The sequence below is a fragment of the Micrococcus sp. 2A genome (genome assembly GCF_039519235.1).
GTDB lineage: Bacteria > Actinomycetota > Actinomycetes > Actinomycetales > Micrococcaceae > Micrococcus.
The window spans coordinates 874,359-894,572 of the sequence record NZ_CP154351.1 but is presented as its reverse complement, the minus strand read 5'-3'; the positions used below and the strand labels follow the sequence as shown (position 1 = coordinate 894,572).

At 72.7% G+C, this 20,214-nt stretch carries 18 protein-coding genes and 1 other RNA gene; 10 read left to right on the top strand and 9 right to left on the bottom strand.

The genetic code is table 11. The features are described from left to right. Positions 1-96 precede the first annotated feature (96 nt). Both AAG742_RS04175 and AAG742_RS04170 read left to right on the top strand, forming a co-directional pair. Entirely contained in the window at positions 97-3,888 is a 3,792-nt protein-coding gene (locus tag AAG742_RS04175) for a multifunctional oxoglutarate decarboxylase/oxoglutarate dehydrogenase thiamine pyrophosphate-binding subunit/dihydrolipoyllysine-residue succinyltransferase subunit (protein ID WP_298712904.1), read from the top strand. A gap of 22 nt (positions 3,889-3,910) precedes the next feature. After that, the gene (locus tag AAG742_RS04170) at positions 3,911-4,516 is read left to right on the top strand and encodes a GDSL-type esterase/lipase family protein (protein WP_298712901.1); all 606 of its coding nucleotides are present in this window, start codon (positions 3,911-3,913) and stop codon (positions 4,514-4,516) included. A 227-nt stretch (positions 4,517-4,743) separates the two neighbouring features. Here AAG742_RS04170 and rsrA read toward each other — a convergent pair whose 3' ends face one another. Together rsrA and AAG742_RS04160 are read right to left on the bottom strand one after the other, a co-directional pair. Further along, positions 4,744-5,019 (bottom strand): mycothiol system anti-sigma-R factor, encoded by a 276-nt coding sequence (rsrA, locus tag AAG742_RS04165; protein WP_248115198.1) that lies wholly within the window; start codon positions 5,017-5,019, stop codon positions 4,744-4,746. Beyond that, entirely contained in the window at positions 5,016-5,714 is a 699-nt protein-coding gene (locus tag AAG742_RS04160) for a sigma-70 family RNA polymerase sigma factor (RefSeq protein ID WP_298712898.1), read from the bottom strand. The genes rsrA and AAG742_RS04160 overlap by 4 nt, the downstream gene beginning before the upstream one ends. Positions 5,715-5,935: 221 nt before the next feature. Between AAG742_RS04160 and aroA the strand changes: the two genes are divergently transcribed. From aroA to AAG742_RS04135, 5 genes are read left to right on the top strand one after another with little or no spacing between them, the layout of a single operon-like run. Next, the gene (aroA, locus tag AAG742_RS04155) at positions 5,936-7,345 is read left to right on the top strand and encodes a 3-phosphoshikimate 1-carboxyvinyltransferase (RefSeq protein ID WP_298712896.1); all 1,410 of its coding nucleotides are present in this window, start codon (positions 5,936-5,938) and stop codon (positions 7,343-7,345) included. After that, the gene (gene rsgA / locus AAG742_RS04150) at positions 7,345-8,442 is read left to right on the top strand and encodes a GTPase RsgA (RefSeq protein WP_298712893.1); all 1,098 of its coding nucleotides are present in this window, start codon (positions 7,345-7,347) and stop codon (positions 8,440-8,442) included. Before aroA ends, rsgA begins: the two co-directional genes overlap by 1 nt. A gap of 20 nt (positions 8,443-8,462) precedes the next feature. Then, positions 8,463-9,320 (top strand): histidinol-phosphatase, encoded by an 858-nt coding sequence (hisN, locus tag AAG742_RS04145; protein ID WP_298712890.1) that lies wholly within the window; start codon positions 8,463-8,465, stop codon positions 9,318-9,320. Beyond that, complete coding sequence (locus AAG742_RS04140; protein ID WP_298712889.1) at positions 9,317-9,856, top strand: CrcB family protein; 540 nt, start codon at positions 9,317-9,319, stop codon at positions 9,854-9,856. Before hisN ends, AAG742_RS04140 begins: the two co-directional genes overlap by 4 nt. After that, positions 9,853-10,299: a CrcB family protein gene (locus AAG742_RS04135; RefSeq protein WP_298712886.1), complete on the top strand. Its 447-nt coding sequence runs from the start codon at positions 9,853-9,855 to the stop codon at positions 10,297-10,299. Before AAG742_RS04140 ends, AAG742_RS04135 begins: the two co-directional genes overlap by 4 nt. A 20-nt stretch (positions 10,300-10,319) precedes the next feature. Here the strand turns inward: AAG742_RS04135 and AAG742_RS04130 are convergent, their stop codons facing one another. From AAG742_RS04130 to prfB, 7 genes are all read right to left on the bottom strand, one after another. Beyond that, entirely contained in the window at positions 10,320-11,042 is a 723-nt protein-coding gene (locus AAG742_RS04130; RefSeq protein WP_298712883.1) for a hypothetical protein, read from the bottom strand. A gap of 229 nt (positions 11,043-11,271) precedes the next feature. Next, positions 11,272-11,642: a transfer-messenger RNA gene (gene ssrA, locus AAG742_RS04125) on the bottom strand. 157 nt (positions 11,643-11,799) lie between these two features. Next, positions 11,800-12,309 (bottom strand): SsrA-binding protein SmpB, encoded by a 510-nt coding sequence (gene smpB, locus AAG742_RS04120; protein ID WP_298712880.1) that lies wholly within the window; start codon positions 12,307-12,309, stop codon positions 11,800-11,802. A gap of 117 nt (positions 12,310-12,426) precedes the next feature. Next, entirely contained in the window at positions 12,427-13,104 is a 678-nt protein-coding gene (locus tag AAG742_RS04115; RefSeq protein WP_298712877.1) for a CoA transferase subunit B, read from the bottom strand. Then, positions 13,101-13,922, bottom strand: a complete 822-nt coding sequence (locus AAG742_RS04110; RefSeq protein ID WP_298712874.1) for a CoA transferase subunit A — start codon at positions 13,920-13,922, stop codon at positions 13,101-13,103. The genes AAG742_RS04115 and AAG742_RS04110 overlap by 4 nt, the downstream gene beginning before the upstream one ends. Positions 13,923-13,963: 41 nt before the next feature. Beyond that, positions 13,964-15,172, bottom strand: a complete 1,209-nt coding sequence (locus tag AAG742_RS04105) for an acetyl-CoA C-acetyltransferase (protein WP_298712871.1) — start codon at positions 15,170-15,172, stop codon at positions 13,964-13,966. Between the two features lie 200 nt (positions 15,173-15,372). Then, positions 15,373-16,506 (bottom strand): peptide chain release factor 2, encoded by a 1,134-nt coding sequence (gene prfB / locus AAG742_RS04100; protein WP_248115209.1) that lies wholly within the window; start codon positions 16,504-16,506, stop codon positions 15,373-15,375. 224 nt (positions 16,507-16,730) lie between these two features. Between prfB and AAG742_RS04095 the strand changes: the two genes are divergently transcribed. From AAG742_RS04095 to AAG742_RS04085, 3 genes are read left to right on the top strand one after another with little or no spacing between them, the layout of a single operon-like run. Then, positions 16,731-17,381, top strand: coding sequence for a succinate dehydrogenase (locus AAG742_RS04095; RefSeq protein WP_298712867.1), 651 nt, complete (start codon positions 16,731-16,733; stop codon positions 17,379-17,381). Beyond that, entirely contained in the window at positions 17,378-19,402 is a 2,025-nt protein-coding gene (locus tag AAG742_RS04090) for a fumarate reductase/succinate dehydrogenase flavoprotein subunit (protein ID WP_298712864.1), read from the top strand. The genes AAG742_RS04095 and AAG742_RS04090 overlap by 4 nt, the downstream gene beginning before the upstream one ends. Before the next feature lie 13 nt (positions 19,403-19,415). Then, entirely contained in the window at positions 19,416-20,168 is a 753-nt protein-coding gene (locus AAG742_RS04085; RefSeq protein ID WP_298712862.1) for a succinate dehydrogenase/fumarate reductase iron-sulfur subunit, read from the top strand. The last annotated feature ends 46 nt before the right edge of the window (positions 20,169-20,214 follow it).

The window sequence follows — 20,214 nt, the reverse complement described above, 5'->3', positions numbered from 1 at the left end:
GCGGCAGCACGGGCGCACCGCTCGCGACCGGACCGCTCCCCTGGGCGGTCCCCGTCGGACCATCGCATCACAAGGCTCAGGAAGAGGCGTTGCACAGTGCCAGAACTCACGTCTGATCGGCTCGCGCAGGAGTTCCCCGGGAACGAGAAGCTCGTGGCCGAGATCTACCGGAAGTACCGCGCCGACGAGGGCTCCGTGGATCGTCAGTGGGCACAGATCTTCGCTCGCCTCGAGGCGAGCGCCCCGCAGCAGGCGGCCTCCGCCACGCCGTCGAAGCCCGCCCCCGCGAAGACGTCCCCCGCGAAGGCCGCCTCGGCCGAGGGCGACGGCCCGCAGTCCGCCACCGCGCCGTCGGCGAACGCCACCCCGGTCCGCACCGGCGGGGACACCCGCGCCGCGTCCGCAACCGCGACGGCCGCCCCCGCCACCGCCCAGCCGAAGACCGCGCCCGCCAAGACCAGCGCCAAGAAGGCCGCCGCCCAGGCCGTGCCCTCCGAGCCCGCCAAGGACGAGCCCACCGCGGGCGCCTCCACGAAGGAGGAGAAGGCCACCGTGCTCAAGGGCATGGCCAAGGCCGTGGCCTCCAACATGGACGCCTCCCTCTCCATGCCCACCGCCACCACGGTGCGCGACGTGCCCGCCAAGCTGCTCATGGACAACCGCGCCATGATCAACAGCCACCTGGCCCGCACCCGCGGCGGCAAGGTCTCCTTCACGCACCTCATCGGCTACGCGATCGTGCGCGCGCTGAACGAGATGCCCGCCATGAACGTGCTCTACGAGGAGCGCGACGGCAAGCCCACCATGGTGGAGCCCGCCCACGTGAACTTCGGCCTGGCCATCGACCTGCCCAAGCCGGACGGCACGCGCGCGCTCGTGGTCCCCAACGTGAAGGCCGCCGAGACCCTGGACTTCCGCGGCTTCTGGCAGGCCTACGACGACCTGGTCCAGCGCGCCCGCAAGAACAAGCTGACCATGGACGACTACGCCGGCACCACGGTCTCGCTGACCAACCCCGGCGGCATCGGCACGGTGCACTCCGTGCCCCGCCTCTCCAAGGGCCAGGCCGCCATCATCGGCGTCGGTGCCCTCACCTACCCGGCCGCCTTCCAGGGCGCCGCGGAGAGCACCCTCAACGACCTGGCGATCTCCCGCACCATCACGCTGACCTCCACGTACGACCACCGCGTGATCCAGGGCGCCGGCTCGGGCGAGTTCCTCAAGATCATCCACGGCTACCTGCTCGGCGAGGACGGCTTCTACGACGAGGTCTTCCAGTCCCTGCGGATCCCCTACGAGCCCGTCCGCTGGGCCCAGGACGTCCAGGTCAACCCGGACGAGCAGGTCGGCAAGGTCGCCCGCGTGCAGCAGCTCATCCACGCGTACCGGGACCGCGGCCACCTCCTGGCCAACGTGGACCCGCTCGAGTACACGATGCGCACCCACCCGGACCTGGACGTCCGCGAGCACGGCCTCACCCTGTGGGACCTGGACCGCCCGTGGCCCACGGGCGGCTTCGGAGGGCAGTCCACGCTGCCCCTCCGCGCCATCCTCGGCGTGCTGCGGGACGCGTACTGCCGCACCATCGGCGTCGAGTACATGCACATCCAGAACCCGGCCGAGCGCGCCTGGTTCCAGGACCAGCTCGAGCGCCCGTACAACAAGCCGACCCGCGAGGAGCAGCTGCGCATCCTCAGCCGCCTGAACGCGGCCGAGGCCTTCGAGACGTTCCTGCAGACCAAGTACATCGGCCAGAAGCGCTTCTCCCTCGAGGGCGGCGAGTCCCTCATCCCCCTCCTGGACCACATCCTGGGCGACGCCGCGGACGCGGGCATAGACGAGGTGGCGATCGGCATGGCCCATCGCGGCCGTCTGAACGTGCTCACCAACATCGCCGGCAAGACGTACGGCCAGGTGTTCCGGGAGTTCGAGGGCGCCACGCCGAACGGCGCCTCCGGCTCCGGCGACGTGAAGTACCACATGGGCACGGAGGGCACCTTCATGTCCGACGCCGGCAACAGCACCCGCGTGTACCTCGCCGCCAATCCCTCGCACCTGGAGGCCGTGGACCCGGTCCTGGAGGGCATCGTCCGCGCGAAGCAGGACCGCCTCGACCTCGGCTCGGAGCACCCGGACTCCTTCAGCGTGCTGCCGATCCTGGTGCACGGCGACGCGGCCTTCGCCGGCCAGGGCGTGGTGACCGAGGTGCTCAACCTCTCCCAGCTGCCCGGCTACCGCACCGGCGGCACCGTGCACGTCATCGTCAACAACCAGGTGGGCTTCACGACGCCGCCCTCCCAGGCCCGCTCCTCCGTGTACGCCACGGACGTGGCCAAGAGCATCCAGGCGCCGATCCTCCACGTGAACGGCGACGAGCCGGAGTCCGTGATGCGCGTGGCCCAGCTGGCGTTCGAGTACCGCCAGCGCTTCAACAAGGACGTCGTCATCGACCTCGTGTGCTACCGCCGCCGCGGCCACAACGAGGGCGACGACCCGTCGATGACGCAGCCGCGCATGTACAACCTGATCGAGCAGAAGCGCTCCACCCGCAAGCTGTACGTCGAGTCCCTCGTGGGCCGCGGCGACATCACGCAGGAGGAGGCGGACACCGCGCTGCGGGACTACCAGCAGCAGCTCGAGCGCGTGTTCGCGGAGACCCACGAGTCCAACGCCGACACCTCGGGCACCGGCGGCATCGAGCCCGCGAGCGACCGCGACCGCGCTCCCCAGGCCCCGGCCAAGACGGCCATCTCCCCGGAGACCCTGCGGGCCATCGGCGAGGCGCACCTGGCGACCCCGGAGGACTTCACCGTCCACCCGAAGCTCTCGACCCTGCTGGAGCGCCGCGCCAAGATGGCCGTGGACGGCGGGATCGACTGGGGCTTCGCAGAGCTCGCGGCGTTCGGCTCCCTCCTGATGGAGGGCGTGCCGGTGCGCCTCGCGGGCCAGGACTCGCAGCGCGGCACCTTCACGCAGCGCCACTCGGTGTTCCACGACCGCGTCACGGACGAGGAGTGGACGCCGCTGAAGAACCTCTCGCCGGACCAGGCGAAGTTCTGGGTCTACAACTCGCTGCTCTCCGAGTACGCCGCCCTCGGCTTCGAGTACGGCTACTCGGTGGAGCGCTCCGACGCCCTGGTGCTGTGGGAAGCGCAGTTCGGCGACTTCCTCAACGGCGCGCAGACCGTGATCGACGAGTTCATCTCCTCGGCCGAGCAGAAGTGGTCGCAGAGCTCCTCGGTGGTGCTCCTGCTCCCCCACGGCTACGAAGGCCAGGGGCCGGACCACTCCTCCGCCCGCATCGAGCGCTTCCTGCAGATGTGCGCCGAGGACAACATGCGCGTGGTGAACCCCTCGAACGGCGCGAGCCACTTCCACCTGCTACGCGAGCAGGCCTACGCCCGCCCGCGCAAGCCGCTGATCGTGTTCACGCCCAAGCAGCTGCTGCGTCTCAAGGCGGCGGCCAACTCGGTGGAGGACTTCACGCAGGGCCGCTTCCAGCCGGTCATCCCGGACGCCGGGGTGGACGCGAAGAAGGTCACGCGCGTGCTCCTGGTCTCCGGCCGGCTGTACTACGACCTGCTGGCCCGCCGCGAGAAGTCCGGCGACGAGACGACCGCGATCGTCCGCGTGGAGCAGCTCTACCCGCTGCCCCTCGAGGAGATCCGCGAGCAGCTCGCCGCCTACGGCGACGCCGAGGTCATGTGGGTGCAGGACGAGCCGGCCAACCAGGGCCCGTGGCCCTTCATGGCCCTCAACCTGGTGCCTCAGCTGGGCCGCGAGGTGCGCCTCGTCTCCCGCCCGGCCTCCGCCTCCACCTCGGCGGGCACGAAGGGCCGGCACGACACCGAGCTGCAGACCCTCCTGGACACCTCGTTCGGCCGCTGAGCCGGCGCGAAAGGACACACCCGTGCAGTCTCGCCAGATCCGGATCGCCGCCGTCGGCGACCACATCCTCGCCGGCGCGGGGGATGCCCGCGCCATCGGGTGGTGGGGTCGCGTGCTTGCCCGCACGTCCGCCCAGGACGTGACCCTCGAGAACTACGTCCTCGCGGTGCCGCATGAGACCACGGAGCAGCTCAACGAGCGCTGGTGGGGCGAGGCCTCGCGGCGGTTCTCCGACACCACGGAGAACCGCCTCGTGGTGGCCCTCTCGGACGCCGACCTGGACATCGAGGCCTCGTCCTCGGCCCGTTCGCGCCTCAACCTCGCGAACGTGCTGGACACCGCCTCCCAGCGGGACATCCCCGTGCTCGTGGTCGGCCCCACCCCCTCTCTCGACGAGGAGCGCAACGCGCGGCTCGCCGAGCTGAACGCGGCGTACCTGGACGTGGCCGACCGCCGTCGCCACGTGTACGTGGACGCGTTCACGCCGCTCGTGGGCCACGAGCAGTGGCGCTCGGACCTGGCGTCCGGCCAGGGCCTGCCGGGCCAGGCCGGGCACGGGCTGATCGCGTGGCTCGTGCTGCACCGCGGGTGGTACCAGTGGCTGGGCGTCCCGGAGCCCACCGCCTGACGCGCACCGCTCCCGCGGTGTGACAGAATGGACCACTGACCGAAGCCCGCTTCATCGGAGAGGAGACCCCCATGAGCAAGCGTGGACGCAAGCGTCGCGATCGCAAGAAGGGCGGCGCCAACCACGGCAAGCGCCCCAACGCCTGAGCATCGCTCAGCCGCATCGCAGGAGAAGGGCCGACCCCCACGGGGTCGGCCCTTCTCGTGCATCGGGGGCGGGCTGCGCCGTCAGCCCCGGTGGTGCGTGGTGGTCACCTGGGTGATGCGAGTCATGATGGTGGCGCGCAGCTGCGCGGGCGCCTTCTCCTGGCAGGACCGACGCACGGCCGTGCGGATCAGCAGCTCCAGCTCCTGCTGACGGTGGCAGTCGGGGCACTCGTCCACGTGGGCGCGCACCTGCTCGAAGTCCTCCGGCGTCAGGGCGCCGTCGAGGTAGCGGTACAGCTGCTCCATGCGGCGCTCGACCGCCTCGCGGCACTCGCGGCCGCCGTCGTCCTGGGTCATCGCGTGGCCTCCTTCGTGCTCGTCGCCTCGGTGTCCACCCCGCGGCCCTTGGGACCCATCCCGCGCTCGGCGGCGTAGTCCGTGAGGCGCTCCCGCAGCTGCTTGCGCCCGCGGTGGAGACGGGACATCACCGTGCCGATGGGCACGTCGAGGATCTCGGCGATCTCCTTGTAGGCGAAGCCCTCCACATCGGCGAAGTACACGGCGAGGCGGAACTCCTCGGGGATGGCCTGCAGCGCCGCCTTGACCTCCGAGTCCGGCAGGTGGTCGAGCGCCTCGGTCTCCGCGGAGCGCAGCCCCGCGGAGGTGTGCTCGGCCGCGCGGGCCATCTGCCAGTCCTCCACCGTGTCCGTGTCCGCCTCGAGGGGCTGGCGCTGCCGCTTCCGGTACAGGTTGATGTACGTGTTGGTGAGGATGCGGTAGAGCCAGGCCTTGAGGTTCGTGCCGGGCCGGTACTGGTGGAACGAGGAGTACGCCTTCGTGTAGGCCTCCTGCACCAGGTCCTCGGCGTCCTGCGGATTGCGCGTCATGCGCATCGCGGCCGAGTACAGCTGGTCCACGAACTCGAGGGCGTCTCGCTCGAAGCGGGCGCGGCGCTCGGGGTCGGACTCGGCGGCGACGTCGATGCTCGCGAGGTCGTGCTCCGGGGCGTCGGCGGGCCGGGCGATCTGGCGCGCGCTGTCTTCAGTGCTCATCGCCGCCCAGTCTACGGGGGACGGCCGCGGCGCCGACGGCGTCGGTGTGGCCGAGGCGGGCGCGGCCAGCAGTGCGGTGCTCACGGGTGCGGCCTCCTCCCCGGCTCGGGCGGTGCCGGCGGGGTCTCTCCCGCACCGGCCTCTGCTGCCCGGGTACAGCGCGCCCGAGGCGACGCCTATTCCCCCGCCTCGTTCCCCGCGCGCCTCGGTAGGCTGGGCCGGTGACCGAACCCACGCCGCCCCGCCCCTCCGCGCCGTCGGGCGCGCCCTCCTCCACTCCGTCCGTGCCGGACCCGTGGCCGGCGCCGACCACCGCCGGGCCCGTGGTCGGGACGGTGCGCCTGCCGGGGTCCAAGTCCCTCACGAACCGCCTGCTCGTGCTCGCGGCGATCGCGGACGGGCCCTCGGAGCTGCGCGGCGCGCTGGACTCCCGGGACACCCGCCTCATGCGCGCGGCGCTGACGGCGCTCGGCGCGCGCTTCGAGGACGGCGACGACGGCGTCCTGCTCGTGCACCCCCTGCCCGTGGGCGAGCCCCTCGCGGGCGAGGTGCACGTGGACTGCGGCCTGGCCGGAACGGTCATGCGCTTCCTCCCGGCGGTGGCCGCGCTGCGCCCCGGACGCGTCGTCCTCGATGGGGACCCGGGCGCCCGCGAGCGGCCCATGGGCCCGCTCGTGGACGGCCTGCGCCAGCTCGGCGTGGGCGTGACCGAGGCCGGGGAGCCGGGCCGGCTCCCGCTGGTGCTGGACACGACGGCCGCGGCCGCCGCCCCGGAGGAGGTCGCCGTGGACGCCGCCGGGTCCTCGCAGTTCCTCTCCGGCCTCCTGCTCTCCGCCGTGCGCCGCCCGAGCGGTCTGACCGTCCGGCACACGGGCTCCCGTGTGCCCAGCCCGGAGCACGTCTCCATGACCGTGGCCGTGCTGCGCGAGCGCGGCGTCCGCGTGGACATCCCCGCCGCGGGGGTGTGGCGCGTACACCCCGGTCCGCTGGCGGGCTTCACCGCCGTCGTCGAGCCGGACCTGTCGAACGCGGGCCCGTTCCTGGCCGCGGCCGTCGTGACCGGGGGGACCGTGACGGTGCCCGACTGGCCCACGGGCACCACGCAGCTCGGCGACCGCTGGCGCTGCATCCTCCCCGCGTTCGGGGCCGACGTGGCCTTCGAGGTCGGGAGCGAGGACCGTTCGCAGGGCGCGCTCACGGTCACCGGCGGCGTCGGAGAGGACGGGGCGCCGCGCGTGACCGGGGCCGGCGAGGTCCCGGACACCGCCGAGCTGGCGCCGACGGTCGCGGCGCTGGCGCTGCTGGCGGAGGGCCCGACGCGCCTGACGGGCATCGCCCATCTGCGCGGGCACGAGACGGACCGGCTCGCGGCCCTCGCCGCGGAGGCCGCCCGCTTCGGCGTCGAGGTCAAGGAGGGCGCGGACGAGCTGGGCTTCCCCGGCCTGGACGCGTCGGGGCCCCTGAGGCCTGCGCTCGCCGAGACCTACCACGACCACCGGATGGCGACGTTCGCCGCCGTCATCGGGCTGCGGGTGCCGGGCACGCGCGTGCACGACGTGGCCACCACCGCGAAGACCATGCCGGGCTTCCCCGCCCTGTGGGCGGCGCTCGTGGGCGGGGAGGAGGCCTGATGGGACGGCGGCTGGACCCCACGGCGTGGGACGAGGCGGACATCCGCGAGCGTCCCTCCAAGCGCGGCACTCGACCGCGCACGAAGGAGCGGCCCGCGCACGAGGACGCGCAGACCGGCATGGTGACGACGGTCGACCGCGGCCGGTACACCGTGGTGCTCCCGGACCGCCTCGACGAGCGGATCACCGCGATGCGCGCCCGCGAGCTGCGGCGCACCCCGATCGCCACCGGCGACCGGGTCGCCGTCGTGGGGGACCTCTCCGGCGACGACGGCACGCTGGCCCGCGTGGTGCGCGTGGAGGACCGGGGCACGGTGCTGCGCCGCTCGGCCGACGACTCGGACGAGGTGGAGCGCGTGGTGGTGGCCAACGCCGACACCCTGATGATCATGGTGGCCGCGGCCAATCCGGAGCCGCGCACCGGCTTCATCGACCGCGCCCTCGTGGCCTGCTACGACGCCGGCATCCACCCCGTCCTGCTCATCACCAAGACGGACCTGCGGGACCCGGCCGAGCTCGTGGCGCACTACGAGTCCCTCGACCTCGAGGTCATGACCTCTGGCGCCTCGACCTTCGAGGCGGAGACCGGGGACACCGAGCTGGACGGGAGCCTCGTGGACCGCGTGGCCCAGCGGCTCGAGGGCCACGTCGCCGCGTTCGTGGGCCCGTCCGGCGTGGGCAAGTCCACGCTGCTCAACGCCCTCACCGGCGCCACGCGCGCCACGGGGCACGTCAACGCGGTCACAGGCCGGGGCCGGCACACCTCCTCCTCCGCGCTGGCCCTCCCCCTCACCGACGCCCACGGCGCCCCCCTGCCCGACACGTGGGTGGTGGACACCCCAGGCATCCGCTCGTTCGGCCTCGGCTGGGTGGACCCGGACCGCGTGGTGGAGGCGTTCGGCGACCTCGCCGGCGGCCTCGAGGACTGTTCCCGCGGGTGCACGCACGGCGCGGACTCCCCCGGCTGCGGCCTCGACCCGTGGGTCGCCGCCGGACACGCGGGCGCGGCGGGTCCGGCGCGACTGGCCTCGCTGCGGCGCCTGCTCGGCAACCGGTCCACGGCCGAGGGCGAGACCTCCGCCTCCTCCGAGGACTGAGGCGGTATAGCGTGGCACCCATGGAGAGCACCGGACAGACGAACGGGCGGGACCTCACGGAGGACCTGCGCCTGGCCCACATGCTGGCCGACAACGTGGACTCGATCACCATGGCCCGCTTCAAGGCCCAGGACCTCCAGGTCAGCACCAAGCCGGACCTCACCCCCGTGTCGGACGCGGACCGCGCCGCCGAGGAGTCCATCCGCGCCACCCTGGCGAAGGCCCGTGCGCGGGACACCGTGCTCGGCGAGGAGTTCGGCGGCCGCTTCAGCCGGGTCGGACGCCAGTGGGTCGTGGACCCGATCGACGGCACGAAGAACTTCGTACGCGGCGTGCCCGTGTGGGCCACCCTGATCTCCCTGCTGGTGGACGGCGAGCCGGTGGTCGGCGTCGTGTCCGCCCCCGCGCTGCACCGCCGCTGGTGGGCCGCCTCCGGGCAGGGCGCCTTCACGGGCACCTCGCTCATGCGCTCCGAGCGCATCCACGCCTCCTCCGTGGACCGGCTCTCCGACGCCTCGCTCTCCTTCTCCTCCCTCGAGGGCTGGCGCGAACGCGGTTCGATCCGCGCGTTCCTCCAGCTGACCTCGGACGTGTGGCGCGTGCGTGGCTTCGGCGACTTCTGGTCCTACATGCTCGTGGCCGAGGGCGCGGTGGACATCGCGGCCGAGCCCGAGCTCGCGCTGCACGACATGGCCGCGCTCGTGCCGATCGTGCGCGAGGCCGGCGGCCGCTTCACCTCCCTCGAGGGCGAGGACGGTCCCTTCGGCGGCAACGCGCTCGTGACCAACGGGCTGCTGCATGACGAGGTCCTGGCGCGGCTGCGCCTGGCCGACGACGACGGCCCGTGGGGCGCCGAGGACGGGACCACGCACGCATGACCGCGCGGCGCGTGGCGGAGCCGGACGGGCCGCGCAGCGTGCTCCCCGCCGTCGCGCTGGGCGGAGCCGCGGGCGCGGCGTGCGGCGCGGGGGTGATGAACGCGGTGACCGCGCTGGCCGGGGCGCCGAACTTCCGCGGCACGTTCGGTGCCGCGTTCGGGGCGGTCGACGTGCTCGTCCAGGCCCTGCCGCTGTTCGTGGTGAACGTGCTCGGTTCGTTCCTGCTCGGCCTGCTGTGGGCGGCCTCGCGACGCCGCGGGCCGGACTGGCGTCCACGCCTGGTGGCGGGGCTGGGAACCGGCTTCCTCGGTGCGTTCACCACCATCTCCAGCGCCGTCGCCCTGATGCTGTGGCCGGTGCGGCTGGGCGCCGCGGCGTCCGGGGCGGGTGGTGTCCTCGCCGCGGCGACGTCGGTGCTGCTGGTGCTCGCGCTGATGGCTGCACTCTCGACGGCGGCGGCCGTGCTCGGCCTGCGCACCGGGGGCGCCCCGGCGTCGCGCGTGGTCGGGACGGATCGTTCGGAGGAGGACGCATGAGCGGCGCGGGATACGAGGTCTTCGCTCTCTTCCAGGTGGCCCTCCTGGCCTGCCTCGCGGCGGGCGGGGCGCTCGGCGCCCTGGCGCGCCGACGCCTGACCGACCGGCTCGGCCCCCGGGGTCTGCTCACCGCCAACACGACGGCGGCCCTGCTCCTCGGCGTCACCGTCGGCCTGGCCGTGCCGGAGCTGGTGTACGCGTCCGGGGGCTGGGGCGACGGCCAGGGGTTCATACTCGTCGCGGCGGTGTCCGCCGTGGTGTCCGGGTTCTGCCTCGCCCTGGGGACGTGGTCCACAGTGGCCGCTGAGGCCGCCGACGCCGTGCTCGCCCGTCGATGGGGCGCGGCCGCTCGCCTGTGGGCCGCGCAGCTGGGGCTGGGGCTGGTGGCCGTCGTCGTCGGCTGGGGCGCCGGCCTGGGCCTGCGCGCGGTCCTGGCCGGCTGAGGGGCGGGCGGGCGCGCCCGCTAGGCCCGTCTCGCCCGCCCCGCGAGGGCGTCGTGGAGGAGCATGATGCGGCGCAGTCGCCACCGCTGCAGGCCGGCGACCACGGAGAGGATCAGGGCGCCCGCAGCGAAGGCGAGGAACGTGATCAGGCCGTCGCCCACATCCCCCTGCAGGGCGATGACCCCGCCGATGGCCAGGCCGATGACCACCGAGGTGGGGCCCAGGACTCTGGCGGGCAGGGCCGTCACGGCCGCCCCGCGGAGCTCGGGGGCCGGCAGCGCTGACGTCCCCCTCGCGATCTGGCCCTCACGGCCGCAGGCCCAGGCGAAGTAGCGGCGCCGCAGCGCGTACCGACGCACCGTCTGGGCGGCATCGTGGAGCGCGGCGCACACGAACGGGTAGACGACCACCATCGAAGGCAGCTGCTGGGGAAGCCCCGGGACGGACCTCATCGCCGCGTCCATCAGGTCCGTCCCCGTGATCGCGTCCAGGCCGACGACGACGAGGATCCCGCCCAGGGCACCGAACAGACAGACGTACATCATCACCAGTGCCAGCCGGCCGACCACCTGGGCCGCCCCCGCAACGGCACCCGTGCCGATGCCCGCGGCGCGGGCTTTCTCGAACTCGTGCCGCCGCTGCTCCCGGGACAGGCCGGTGCGCCGCCGCTCGTGCGCCAGTGCCTGGGCGGCCTCGTCGACGTCGCCCGTCCCGAAGGCCCGCTCGCGCTCGCTCCGACGCATCGCGCGCACGATCAGGCGCGCAGACTGCTCCGGCGACGTCTGGTGAGGACCGCCGGACGGGTTCCGAGCGGCCTCGACACCCGTCGTCGCCGCTCATACATCGAGGTGCATCCCCGTCCCCTCTCGTCTGACGGCCATTCTGCGGTCCGGGCACGGGTCGCCGCACACCGGGCGCGGACACGAGGAAGGCCCCGGAATCGTGACGATTCCGGGGCCTTCCCGTGGTGGTGAGTGGAGCCGGCGGGAATTGAACCCGCGTCCGATGTGGTGTTGCCAGGTCTTCTCCGGGCGCAGTCTGCTATGGGTGTTGCTCGGCCCTGTCCGTCCCGCAGACGGGCGGACAACCCGGGCCCAGCCGGATTGATGTCGGCATCACGACCCCCGGCGAGGGTGACGCCCAGTGGCTATCTAGCTGACGCCATGATCCGGGACGACAGCGATCCCGGGATGACGGACTCGGTCACTGATCAGGCAGCGAGAGCGAAGTCAGTGCGCTTAGAAGTGGCACTTATTGGTTTGCAGAGAGCGTTGACGAGATGACTCTGCATCCTCGGCCCGCTTCCCCCGACTCGACACACACCGTCGAAACCGATCGGCCCCTGGGGGCGACTCCTCTATGAGGTTGTCAATCACCACTCGCGCGAACCCGCCTGAACGGGCTTGCGAGATGGACAACGTACCACGGGCGGGGATCATTCCCGCAAGGGGGCCTCGCGCGCGCCCGAGTGCCGGCCGTCCGGGTGCCGGCCGCCTCCGCTCAGGCCGCGCGGCGGTTGCGGGCCCGCATGGCGCGCTGCGCCTCGCGGGCGTCCTGCTTCTCGCGCAGCACGTGGCGCTTGTCGTACTCCCGGTTGCCGCGCGCGATCCCGATCTCCACCTTGACCCGGCCGTCCAGGAAGTACAGCTGCAGCGGCACGATGGTCAGGCCCGACTCCTGGATCTCACGGCTGATCTTGATCAGCTCCGCACGGTGCAGGAGGAGCTTGCGGCGCCGGCGGGCGGCGTGGTTGGTCCACGAGCCGTTGAGGTACTCGGGGATGTACACCTGCTCCAGGAACAGCTCGTCCCGGTAGAACACGGCGAACCCGTCCACCAGGGACGCCTTGCCCTCGCGCAGCGACTTCACCTCTGTGCCGGTCAGGACCAAGCCGGCCTCGTAGGTGTCGAGGATGGTGTAGTCGTGCCGGGCCTTGCGGTTGGAGGCGATCACCATGCGCTCGCCGGGGGCCGGCTGCTTGGCGGGCTTCCCCTTCGCGTTCTTTCCCATGGCCGGGCTCCTTCCGCTTGCGATGCGCGCGTGACACAGGGTCACCCAGTCTACGGGACGGCCCGCCCGCGGCGGCGGGCGGGCCGGTTGCTCCGCTGGGGGCGTAGCAGCCCTGCGTCAGGACAGCGGCGCCCCCGTGAGGGCGCGCACCTGCTCCTCGGTCACGCCGGGAGCGGTCTCCACGAGCGTGAGCTCGGGCTGCTCCGGGGTGCCGACGACGTCGATGACGGCCAGGTCCGTGATGATGCGGTCCACGACCGCCCGGCCGGTCAGCGGCAGCGAGCACTGCGCGACGATCTTGGGCGTGCCGTCCTTGGAGACGTGGTCCATCATGACGATCACGCGGCCGGCGCCGTGGACGAGGTCCATCGCGCCGCCCATGCCCTTGACCATCTTGCCGGGCACCATCCAGTTGGCCAGGTCGCCGGCCGCGGAGACCTCCATGCCGCCCAGCACGGCGACGTCGATCTTGCCGCCGCGGATCATGCCGAAGCTCATCGCGGAGTCGAAGAAGGACGCGCCCGGGCTCACCGTGACGGTCTCCTTGCCGGCGTTGATGAGGTCCGGGTCCACGTGGGCCTCGTCCGGGTACGGGCCGACGCCGAGGATCCCGTTCTCCGACTGCAGCACCACGGTGCGACCCTCGGGGAGGTGGTTCGGGATGAGCGTGGGCATGCCGATGCCGAGGTTCACGTAGGCGCCGGCCGGGAGCTCCTGGGCGGCGCGGGCGGCCATCTGGTCCCGGGTGAGGCCCTGGGGGGCGGGCAGCTGGGCCGGGGCGGTCTGCTCAGTCATCGGGTCTCCTCCTGGGCCTCGCCCGGGGCCTGACGCACGGTGCGCTTCTCGATCGGCTTCTCGATGTCCGTGCCGACCTCCACGATCCGGTGCACGAACACTCCCGGCAGGTGGACCTCGTCCGGGTCGATCTCCCCGGGCTCCACGAGCTCCTCCACCTGTGCGATGCACACGCGCCCGGCCATCGCGGCGGGCACGGAGAACTGCCGGGCGGCCTTGTTGAAGACGAGGTTGCCGTGCCGGTCGCCCTTCTTCGCGTGCACGAGCGCGATGTCCGTGACGATGGACTCCTCGAGCACGTAGACCTGGCGCTCGGCCGGGTCGACGCTGATGTATTGCTCCCCCAGCACGAACGTGCCCGTCGGCTTGGCCTCCGAGGCCTTCACCACGTTCCCCTCGGCGTCGTAGCGCATGGGCAGGCCGCCCTCGGCGACCTGCGTGCCCACGCCCGAGCGGGTGTAGAACGCCGGGATGCCGGAGCCGCCGGCGCGCAGCTTCTCCGCGAGGGTGCCCTGCGGCACGAGCTCCACCTCAAGCTCGCCCTCGAGGTACTGGCGGGCGAACTCCTTGTTCTCCCCCACGTACGAGCTGGTCATCTTGCGGATGCGCTGCGCCGAGAGCAGGACCCCCAGCCCCCAGCCGTCGACGCCGCAGTTGTTCGAGACGACGGAGAGGTCGTCGGCGCCCTGCTCGAGCAGGGCCTCGACGAGCTGGATGGGGTTGCCGGAGAGGCCGAACCCGCCGACGGCGAGCGAGGCGCCGGACGGGATGTCCGCCACCGCCTCGGCCGGGGTGGCGACGGTCTTGTCGAGGGCCATGGGACTCCTTCGTGGGCGGGACGGGTCGTGGCGGTGCCGCGTCAGCGGAACAGGATGAGGGCCTCGCCCTGACCGCCGCCGCCGCACAGGGCCACGGCGGTGCGGCCGGAGCCGCGGCGGTCCAGCTCGAGGGCGGCGTGCAGGGCCAGGCGGGCGCCGGAGGCGCCGATGGGGTGGCCCAGGGCGATGGCGCCGCCGTGGATGTTGCACTGCTCGGCGGAGTAGTCCAGGTCCTTGAGCGACTGCAGGGACACCGCGGCGAACGCCTCGTTGATCTCGATGAAGTCGAGGTCGGAGGCCTCCCAGCCCTGCTTGGCCAGGGCCGCGGAGATCGCGTCCGAGGGCTGGGAGTGCAGCTGGGAGTCCTTCGGGCCCGCGGTCTGGCCGGGGGCCCCGATCGTGGCGAGGATCGTCAGGCCGTGCTCCTCGGCGTAGGCGCGGGAGGTCACGACGACGGCGGCGGCGCCGTCCGAGAGCGGCGACGCGTTGCCGGCGGTGATGGTGCCCTCCTTCGCGAAGGCGGGGCGGAGCTTCGCCAGAGTCTCGGCGGTGGTGTCGGCGCGGACGCCCTCGTCCGCAGAGACCACCACCGGCTCGCCCTTGCGCTGCGGGATCTCGATCGGGGCGATCTCGCCCTCGAAGACGCCGTCGGCCTGCGCGGCGGCGGCACGCTGGTGGGACCCGGCCGCGATCTCGTCCTGGGCCGCCCGGTCGAGGCCTCGCTCGCCGTTGCCGGACTCGGTCAGCTCGCCCATGGCCTCCGTGGTGAGGGCGTCCGTGAGGCCGTCGTAGGCCACGGAGTCGAGCACGGTGACCTCGCCGTACTTGTAGCCGGCGCGCGCCTTGGGCAGCAGGTGCGGGGCGTTGGTCATGGACTCCTGGCCGCCGGCCACCACGACGTCGGCGTCGCCGAGGCGGATGAGGCGTGCGGCGTCGATGATCGCGGTGAGGCCGGAGAGGCAGACCTTGTTGACGGTCATGGCGGGGACCGTCCACGGCAGGCCCGCGGCGAGCGAGGACTGGCGCGCGGGGTTCTGCCCCTGCCCGGCCTGGACGACCTGGCCCATGATGACGGTGTCCACCTCGTCCGCGCCGACGCCGGCCCGCTCGAGCGCGTGCCTGATCGCGTGGGCGCCGAGGTCCATGGCGGTCAAGGAGGCCTGGCCGCCGAGCAGGCGGGTGAACGGGGTGCGGGCGCCGCCCACGATCACGGCGTCGGCGGGCTGCGGGGCGGGGTGCTCGGTGGTCATCAGGATCCTCCAGCGGGGGCGGGCCCGGCGTCGCGGGCTCAGTGAATGGCGATGAACTGAGATCACCGCCAGTGTATGGCGCAGGTCACGTTCGGGCCAGCCGCGTCCGGCATCGGCTCCCCGACGACGCCGGCCCGCACCTTCGCTGCGGAAGGTGCGGGCCGGCGTCGGGACCCGGGGGTGGGGCGCCCCGGGAGGGATCAGGCCTGCTCGGCCTCGTCGCGGGCGATCTGGGCCTGCTCGGCGCGCCAGCGGATGCCGGCGTCGATGAAGTCGGTGATCTGACCGTCGAACACGGAGGCGGGGTTGCCCTCCTCGTGGCCCGTGCGCAGATCCTTGACCATCTGGTACGGGTTCAGCACGTAGGAGCGCATCTGGTCGCCCCAGGACGCCTTCACGTCGCCGGCCATCTCCTTCTTCTTCGCGTTCTCCTCGGCCTTGCGCTGCAGGAGCAGGCGGGACTGGAGGACGCGCAGGGCGGCGGCGCGGTTCTGGATCTGCGACTTCTCGTTCTGCATGGAGACGACGATGCCCGTGGGGATGTGCGTCATGCGCACAGCGGAGTCCGTGGTGTTCACGGACTGGCCACCGGGGCCCGAGGAGCGGAACACGTCCACCTTGATCTCGGACTCGGGGATCTCGATGGAGTCGTCCGACTCGATGAGCGGCACGACCTCGACGGCGGCGAAGGAGGTCTGGCGGCGGCCCTGGTTGTCGAAGGGGCTGATGCGCACCAGGCGGTGCGTGCCGGCCTCCACGGAGAGGGTGCCGAACGCGAAGGGCGCGTTGACCTCGAAGGTCACGGACTTCAGGCCCGCCTCCTCCGCATAAGCGGTGTCCATGACCTTGGTGGACCAGCCCTTCTGCTCGGCCCAGCGCAGGTACATGCGCATGAGGGTCTCGGCGAAGTCGGCGGCGTCCACGCCGCCGGCGCCGGCGCGGATGGTGATCACGGCGTCGCGCTGGTCGTACTCGCCGCTGAGCAGCGTGACGACCTCGAGCTCATCGAGGGTCTTGCGGATGCCGACGAGCTCCTCGTCCGCCTCCACCAGCAGGTCCGGCTCGCCCTCCTCGGTGGCCAGCTCCACGAGGCTCTCCAGGTCCCCGATGCGGTCCGCGAGCGAGGTGATGCGCTTGAGGTCCGCCTGGCGGTGGGAGAGCTTGGAGGTGACCTTCTGCGCCGCCTCGGGGTCGTCCCAGAGGTCCGGCGCGGAGGCCTGGGCCTCGAGGGTATCGATGTCCGCCTTGATGCGCTCGACGTCCGAGACCTGCTCGATGGAGGCGAGGGTGTGGCGCAGAGCGTCGATCTCTGCGGAGAAGTCAGTGTCAGCCATGGTGGGGCGAGTCTACCGCGCGGGGTGGGGCGGGGTGGGGCGACGTCGGCGGCCCGGTCACGTACTATCCCGCCCAGGTCAGCGGGCATAGACTCACAGGGCAGTCACCGAACCGCCGGGAGTTGCCATGGCACAGTCCACCGTCCGCCGCTGCGCCGAAGGGCCCCGGGGTCCGCGCGACCCCGGTCCGCCACGGCCCCTCGAACGCCCTGCTGAAGGTGGTCATGGCCCTCACGGGTGCCGTCTTCACCGCGTTCGTGTTCGTGCACATGATCGGCAACCTGAAGGTCTACCAGGGCGCCGAGCACTTCAACGCCTACGCCCATTGGCTGCGCGCCGCGTTCGAGCCCGTCCTCCCCCACGAGGGCCTGCTCTGGATCCTGCGGGCGTTCCTCCTCCTGTGCCTCATCGGCCACGTGTGGGCCGCCGCGCTGATCGTGATCCGGGCCCGGCGCGCTCGGGGCCCGCACCCGCGGCGAAGGATCCGGCCCGGCTCGTGGCTGACGCGCGCGATGCCCACCACGGGCGTCGTGCTGCTCCTCTTCCTGGTCTTCCACGTGCTCGACCTGACGCTGGGGGCCCGGCCCGCGGCGCCCGACGCGTTCCAGGCCGCGACGCCCGAAGCGAGCAGCGCCTATGCCAACGTGATCGCCAGCTTCAGCCGCTGGCCCGCCTCGCTCGTCTACATCCTGGCCATGCTGGCCCTCGCGGCGCACCTCATCCACGGGATCGTGGCCATGGTGGCGGACCTCGGCATCGCCGGCGGCCCCCGCTTCTGGGGCGTCCTGAAGCTGATCGCCCTGGTGCTCGGCCTCGTGATCGCGATCGGCAACATCACCATCCCCCTCGCCGTCCTGACGGGAGCCCTCGCATGAGCAGCCGCGCCGCCGACCACACCGTCGACCTCTCCTCGCGGGAGGCCACCCGACCCGAGGCCCCGCCCACCGTTGCCCCCGCCGCCCCCTTCGTCCTCGACGGCCGCGCCCCCGAGGGCGACCCGGCCACCGCCTGGACCCGACGCAAGCTCGAGTACCAGCTGGTCAGCCCGCTGAACCGCCGCAGGTTCACCGTGGTCGTGGTGGGCACCGGCCTGGCCGGGGCCGGCTGCGCCGCGGCGCTCGGCGAGCTGGGCTACCACGTGGTGAACTACACGATCCACGACTCCCCGCGTCGAGCCCACTCCGTGGCCGCACAGGGCGGCATCAACGCCGCGCGCGGCCGCAAGGTGGACAACGACTCGCTCGGGCGCTTCGTGAAGGACACCGTCAAGGGCGGTGACTTCCGCGCCCGCGAGGCCGACTGCTTCCGCCTGGCCGAGGAGTCCGTCCGGGTGATCGACCATGCCGACGCCCTCGGTGCGCCCTTCGCCCGCGAGTACGGCGGTCAGCTGCGCACGCGCTCCTTCGGCGGCGTGCAGGTCTCCCGCACGTACTACACCCGTGGGCAGACCGGCCAGCAGATGGAGGTCTCCGCCACCAAGGCCCTCCTGCGCCAGGTGGCCGCCGGGACGGTGGAGCTGCGCACGCGCCGCGAGATGCTCGACCTGATCGTGGAGGACGGCCGGGCGCGGGGCGTCGTCGTCCGCAACCTGCTCACGGGCGAGGTCGAGGCGCAGACCGCCCACGCCGTGGTGGTGGCCACGGGCGGCTACGGGAGCGTGTTCCGCCAGTCCACACTCGCCAAGAACTCGAACGTGACGGCCGCCTGGCACGCACACCGGCGCGGAGCACTGTTCGCCTCGCCGTCCTTCATCCAGTTCCACCCCACCGCGCTGCCGGTGAGCTCGCGCTGGCAGTCCAAGACCACGCTCATGAGCGAGTCCCTGCGCAACGACGGCCGCATCTGGGTGCCCGCCCGCGCCGGGGACGACCGCCCGGCGAACGAGATCCCCGAGGGCGAGCGCGACTACTACCTCGAGCGCAAGTACCCGGCCTACGGCAACCTCGCCCCGCGCGACATCTCCTCCCGCGCCGCGCGCGAGCAGATCATCGCCGGCCACGGCGTGGGCCCCCTGAGGAACAGCGTGTACCTCGACTTCCGGGATGCGCTCGAGCGTCTGGGCGTGGAGACCATCCAGGAGCGCTACGGCAACCTGTTCGAGATGTACCGCGACGCCACCGGCGAGGACCCGTACACCGTGCCCATGCGCATCGCTCCCGGCGCCCACTTCGCGATGGGCGGGCTCTGGAGCGACTACGACCTGATGACGTCCGTCCCCGGCCTGTTCGTCGGCGGCGAGGCCGGCTGGGCCTATCACGGGGCCAACCGCCTCGGCGCGAACTCCCTGCTCTCGGCGTGCGTGGACGGCTGGTTCACCCTCCCCTACGCCGTGCCGAACTTCCTCGCGGACCACCTCCACGAGCCGCTCCTGGACGCGGACGCGCCCGCGGTGCGCGACGCCGTCGCGGGGGTGCAGGACCGGACCCGGCGCCTGCTGGAGATCCGCGGCACGCACTCCGCGGACCACTTCCACGCCGAGCTCGGCGAGATCCTCTACGAAGGCTGCGGCGTGAGCCGCACGGCTGCGGGCCTGGCCGAGGCACTGCGGCGGATCCGCGCGCTGCGCGAGCAGTTCTGGACCGACCTGCGCGTGCCCGGCACGGGCGAGCAGCTCAACCAGGAGCTCGAGCGCGCCGGGCGCGTGGCCGACTTCCTGGACATGGGCGAGCTCATGTGCCGGGACGCCCTGGACCGCGAGGAGTCCTGCGGCGCCCACTTCCGCGAGGAGCACCAGACCCCCGAGGGCGAGGCACTGCGCGACGACGACGCCTGGCGCTTCGTCTCCGCCTGGGAGCACGTGCCCGGCGACGACGACGTGCACCCCGGCGAGCCGGTGCGTCACATCGAACCCCTCGACTTCACCACGGTGAAGCTGCAGACCCGCGACTACCGGTGAGGACGGACGCACCATGAGACTGACCCTGGAGATCTGGCGGCAGGACTCCCCCGCCGCCGAGGGACGCTTCGAGACGTACGTGGTGGAGGATGCCACCGAGGAGATGTCCCTGCTCGAACTGCTGGACCGCCTCAACGAGCAGCTCGTGGAGGAGGGCTTCGAACCGGTGGCGTTCGACTCGGACTGCCGCGAGGGCATCTGCGGCGCGTGCGGCATCACCGTGGACGAGCGCCCGCACGGGCCCGTGGCCAACACGCCGTCCTGCCGCCAGCACCTGCGCTCCTACCGGGACGGCGACCGCATCCGCCTCGAGCCGTTCCGGTCCGACGCCTTCCCGGTGCAGCGGGACCTGGTGGTGGACCGCGGCGCCCTGGACCGCGTGGTGGCCTCGGGCGGCTTCGTGGGAGTCGACGTCGGCACCGCGCCGGACGCGGACGCGCGCCAGATCCCCTTCCGCACCGCCGAGAAGGCGCTCGACTTCGCGGCGTGCATCCAGTGCGGCGCGTGCGTGGCGGCCTGTCCCAACGGGTCCTCGCACCTCTTCACCGGATCGCTGCTGGAGCACCTCGCCACGCTCCCCCAGGGCCAGCCGGAGCGCGGCCGCCGCGCGCTGAGCATCACCGCGACGGCGGACGCCGAGTTCGGCCCCTGCTCCGTGTACGGCGAGTGCGCCCAGGTGTGCCCGGCCGGCATCCCGCTCTCCGCCATCAGCGCGGTGAACCGGGAGGCCGTGCGCGCGCGGCTGCGCGGCGGCCGCGACGACTGACCGGCCGAGCGCCCGCACCCGGCACCCGGCACCCGGCACCCGGTGA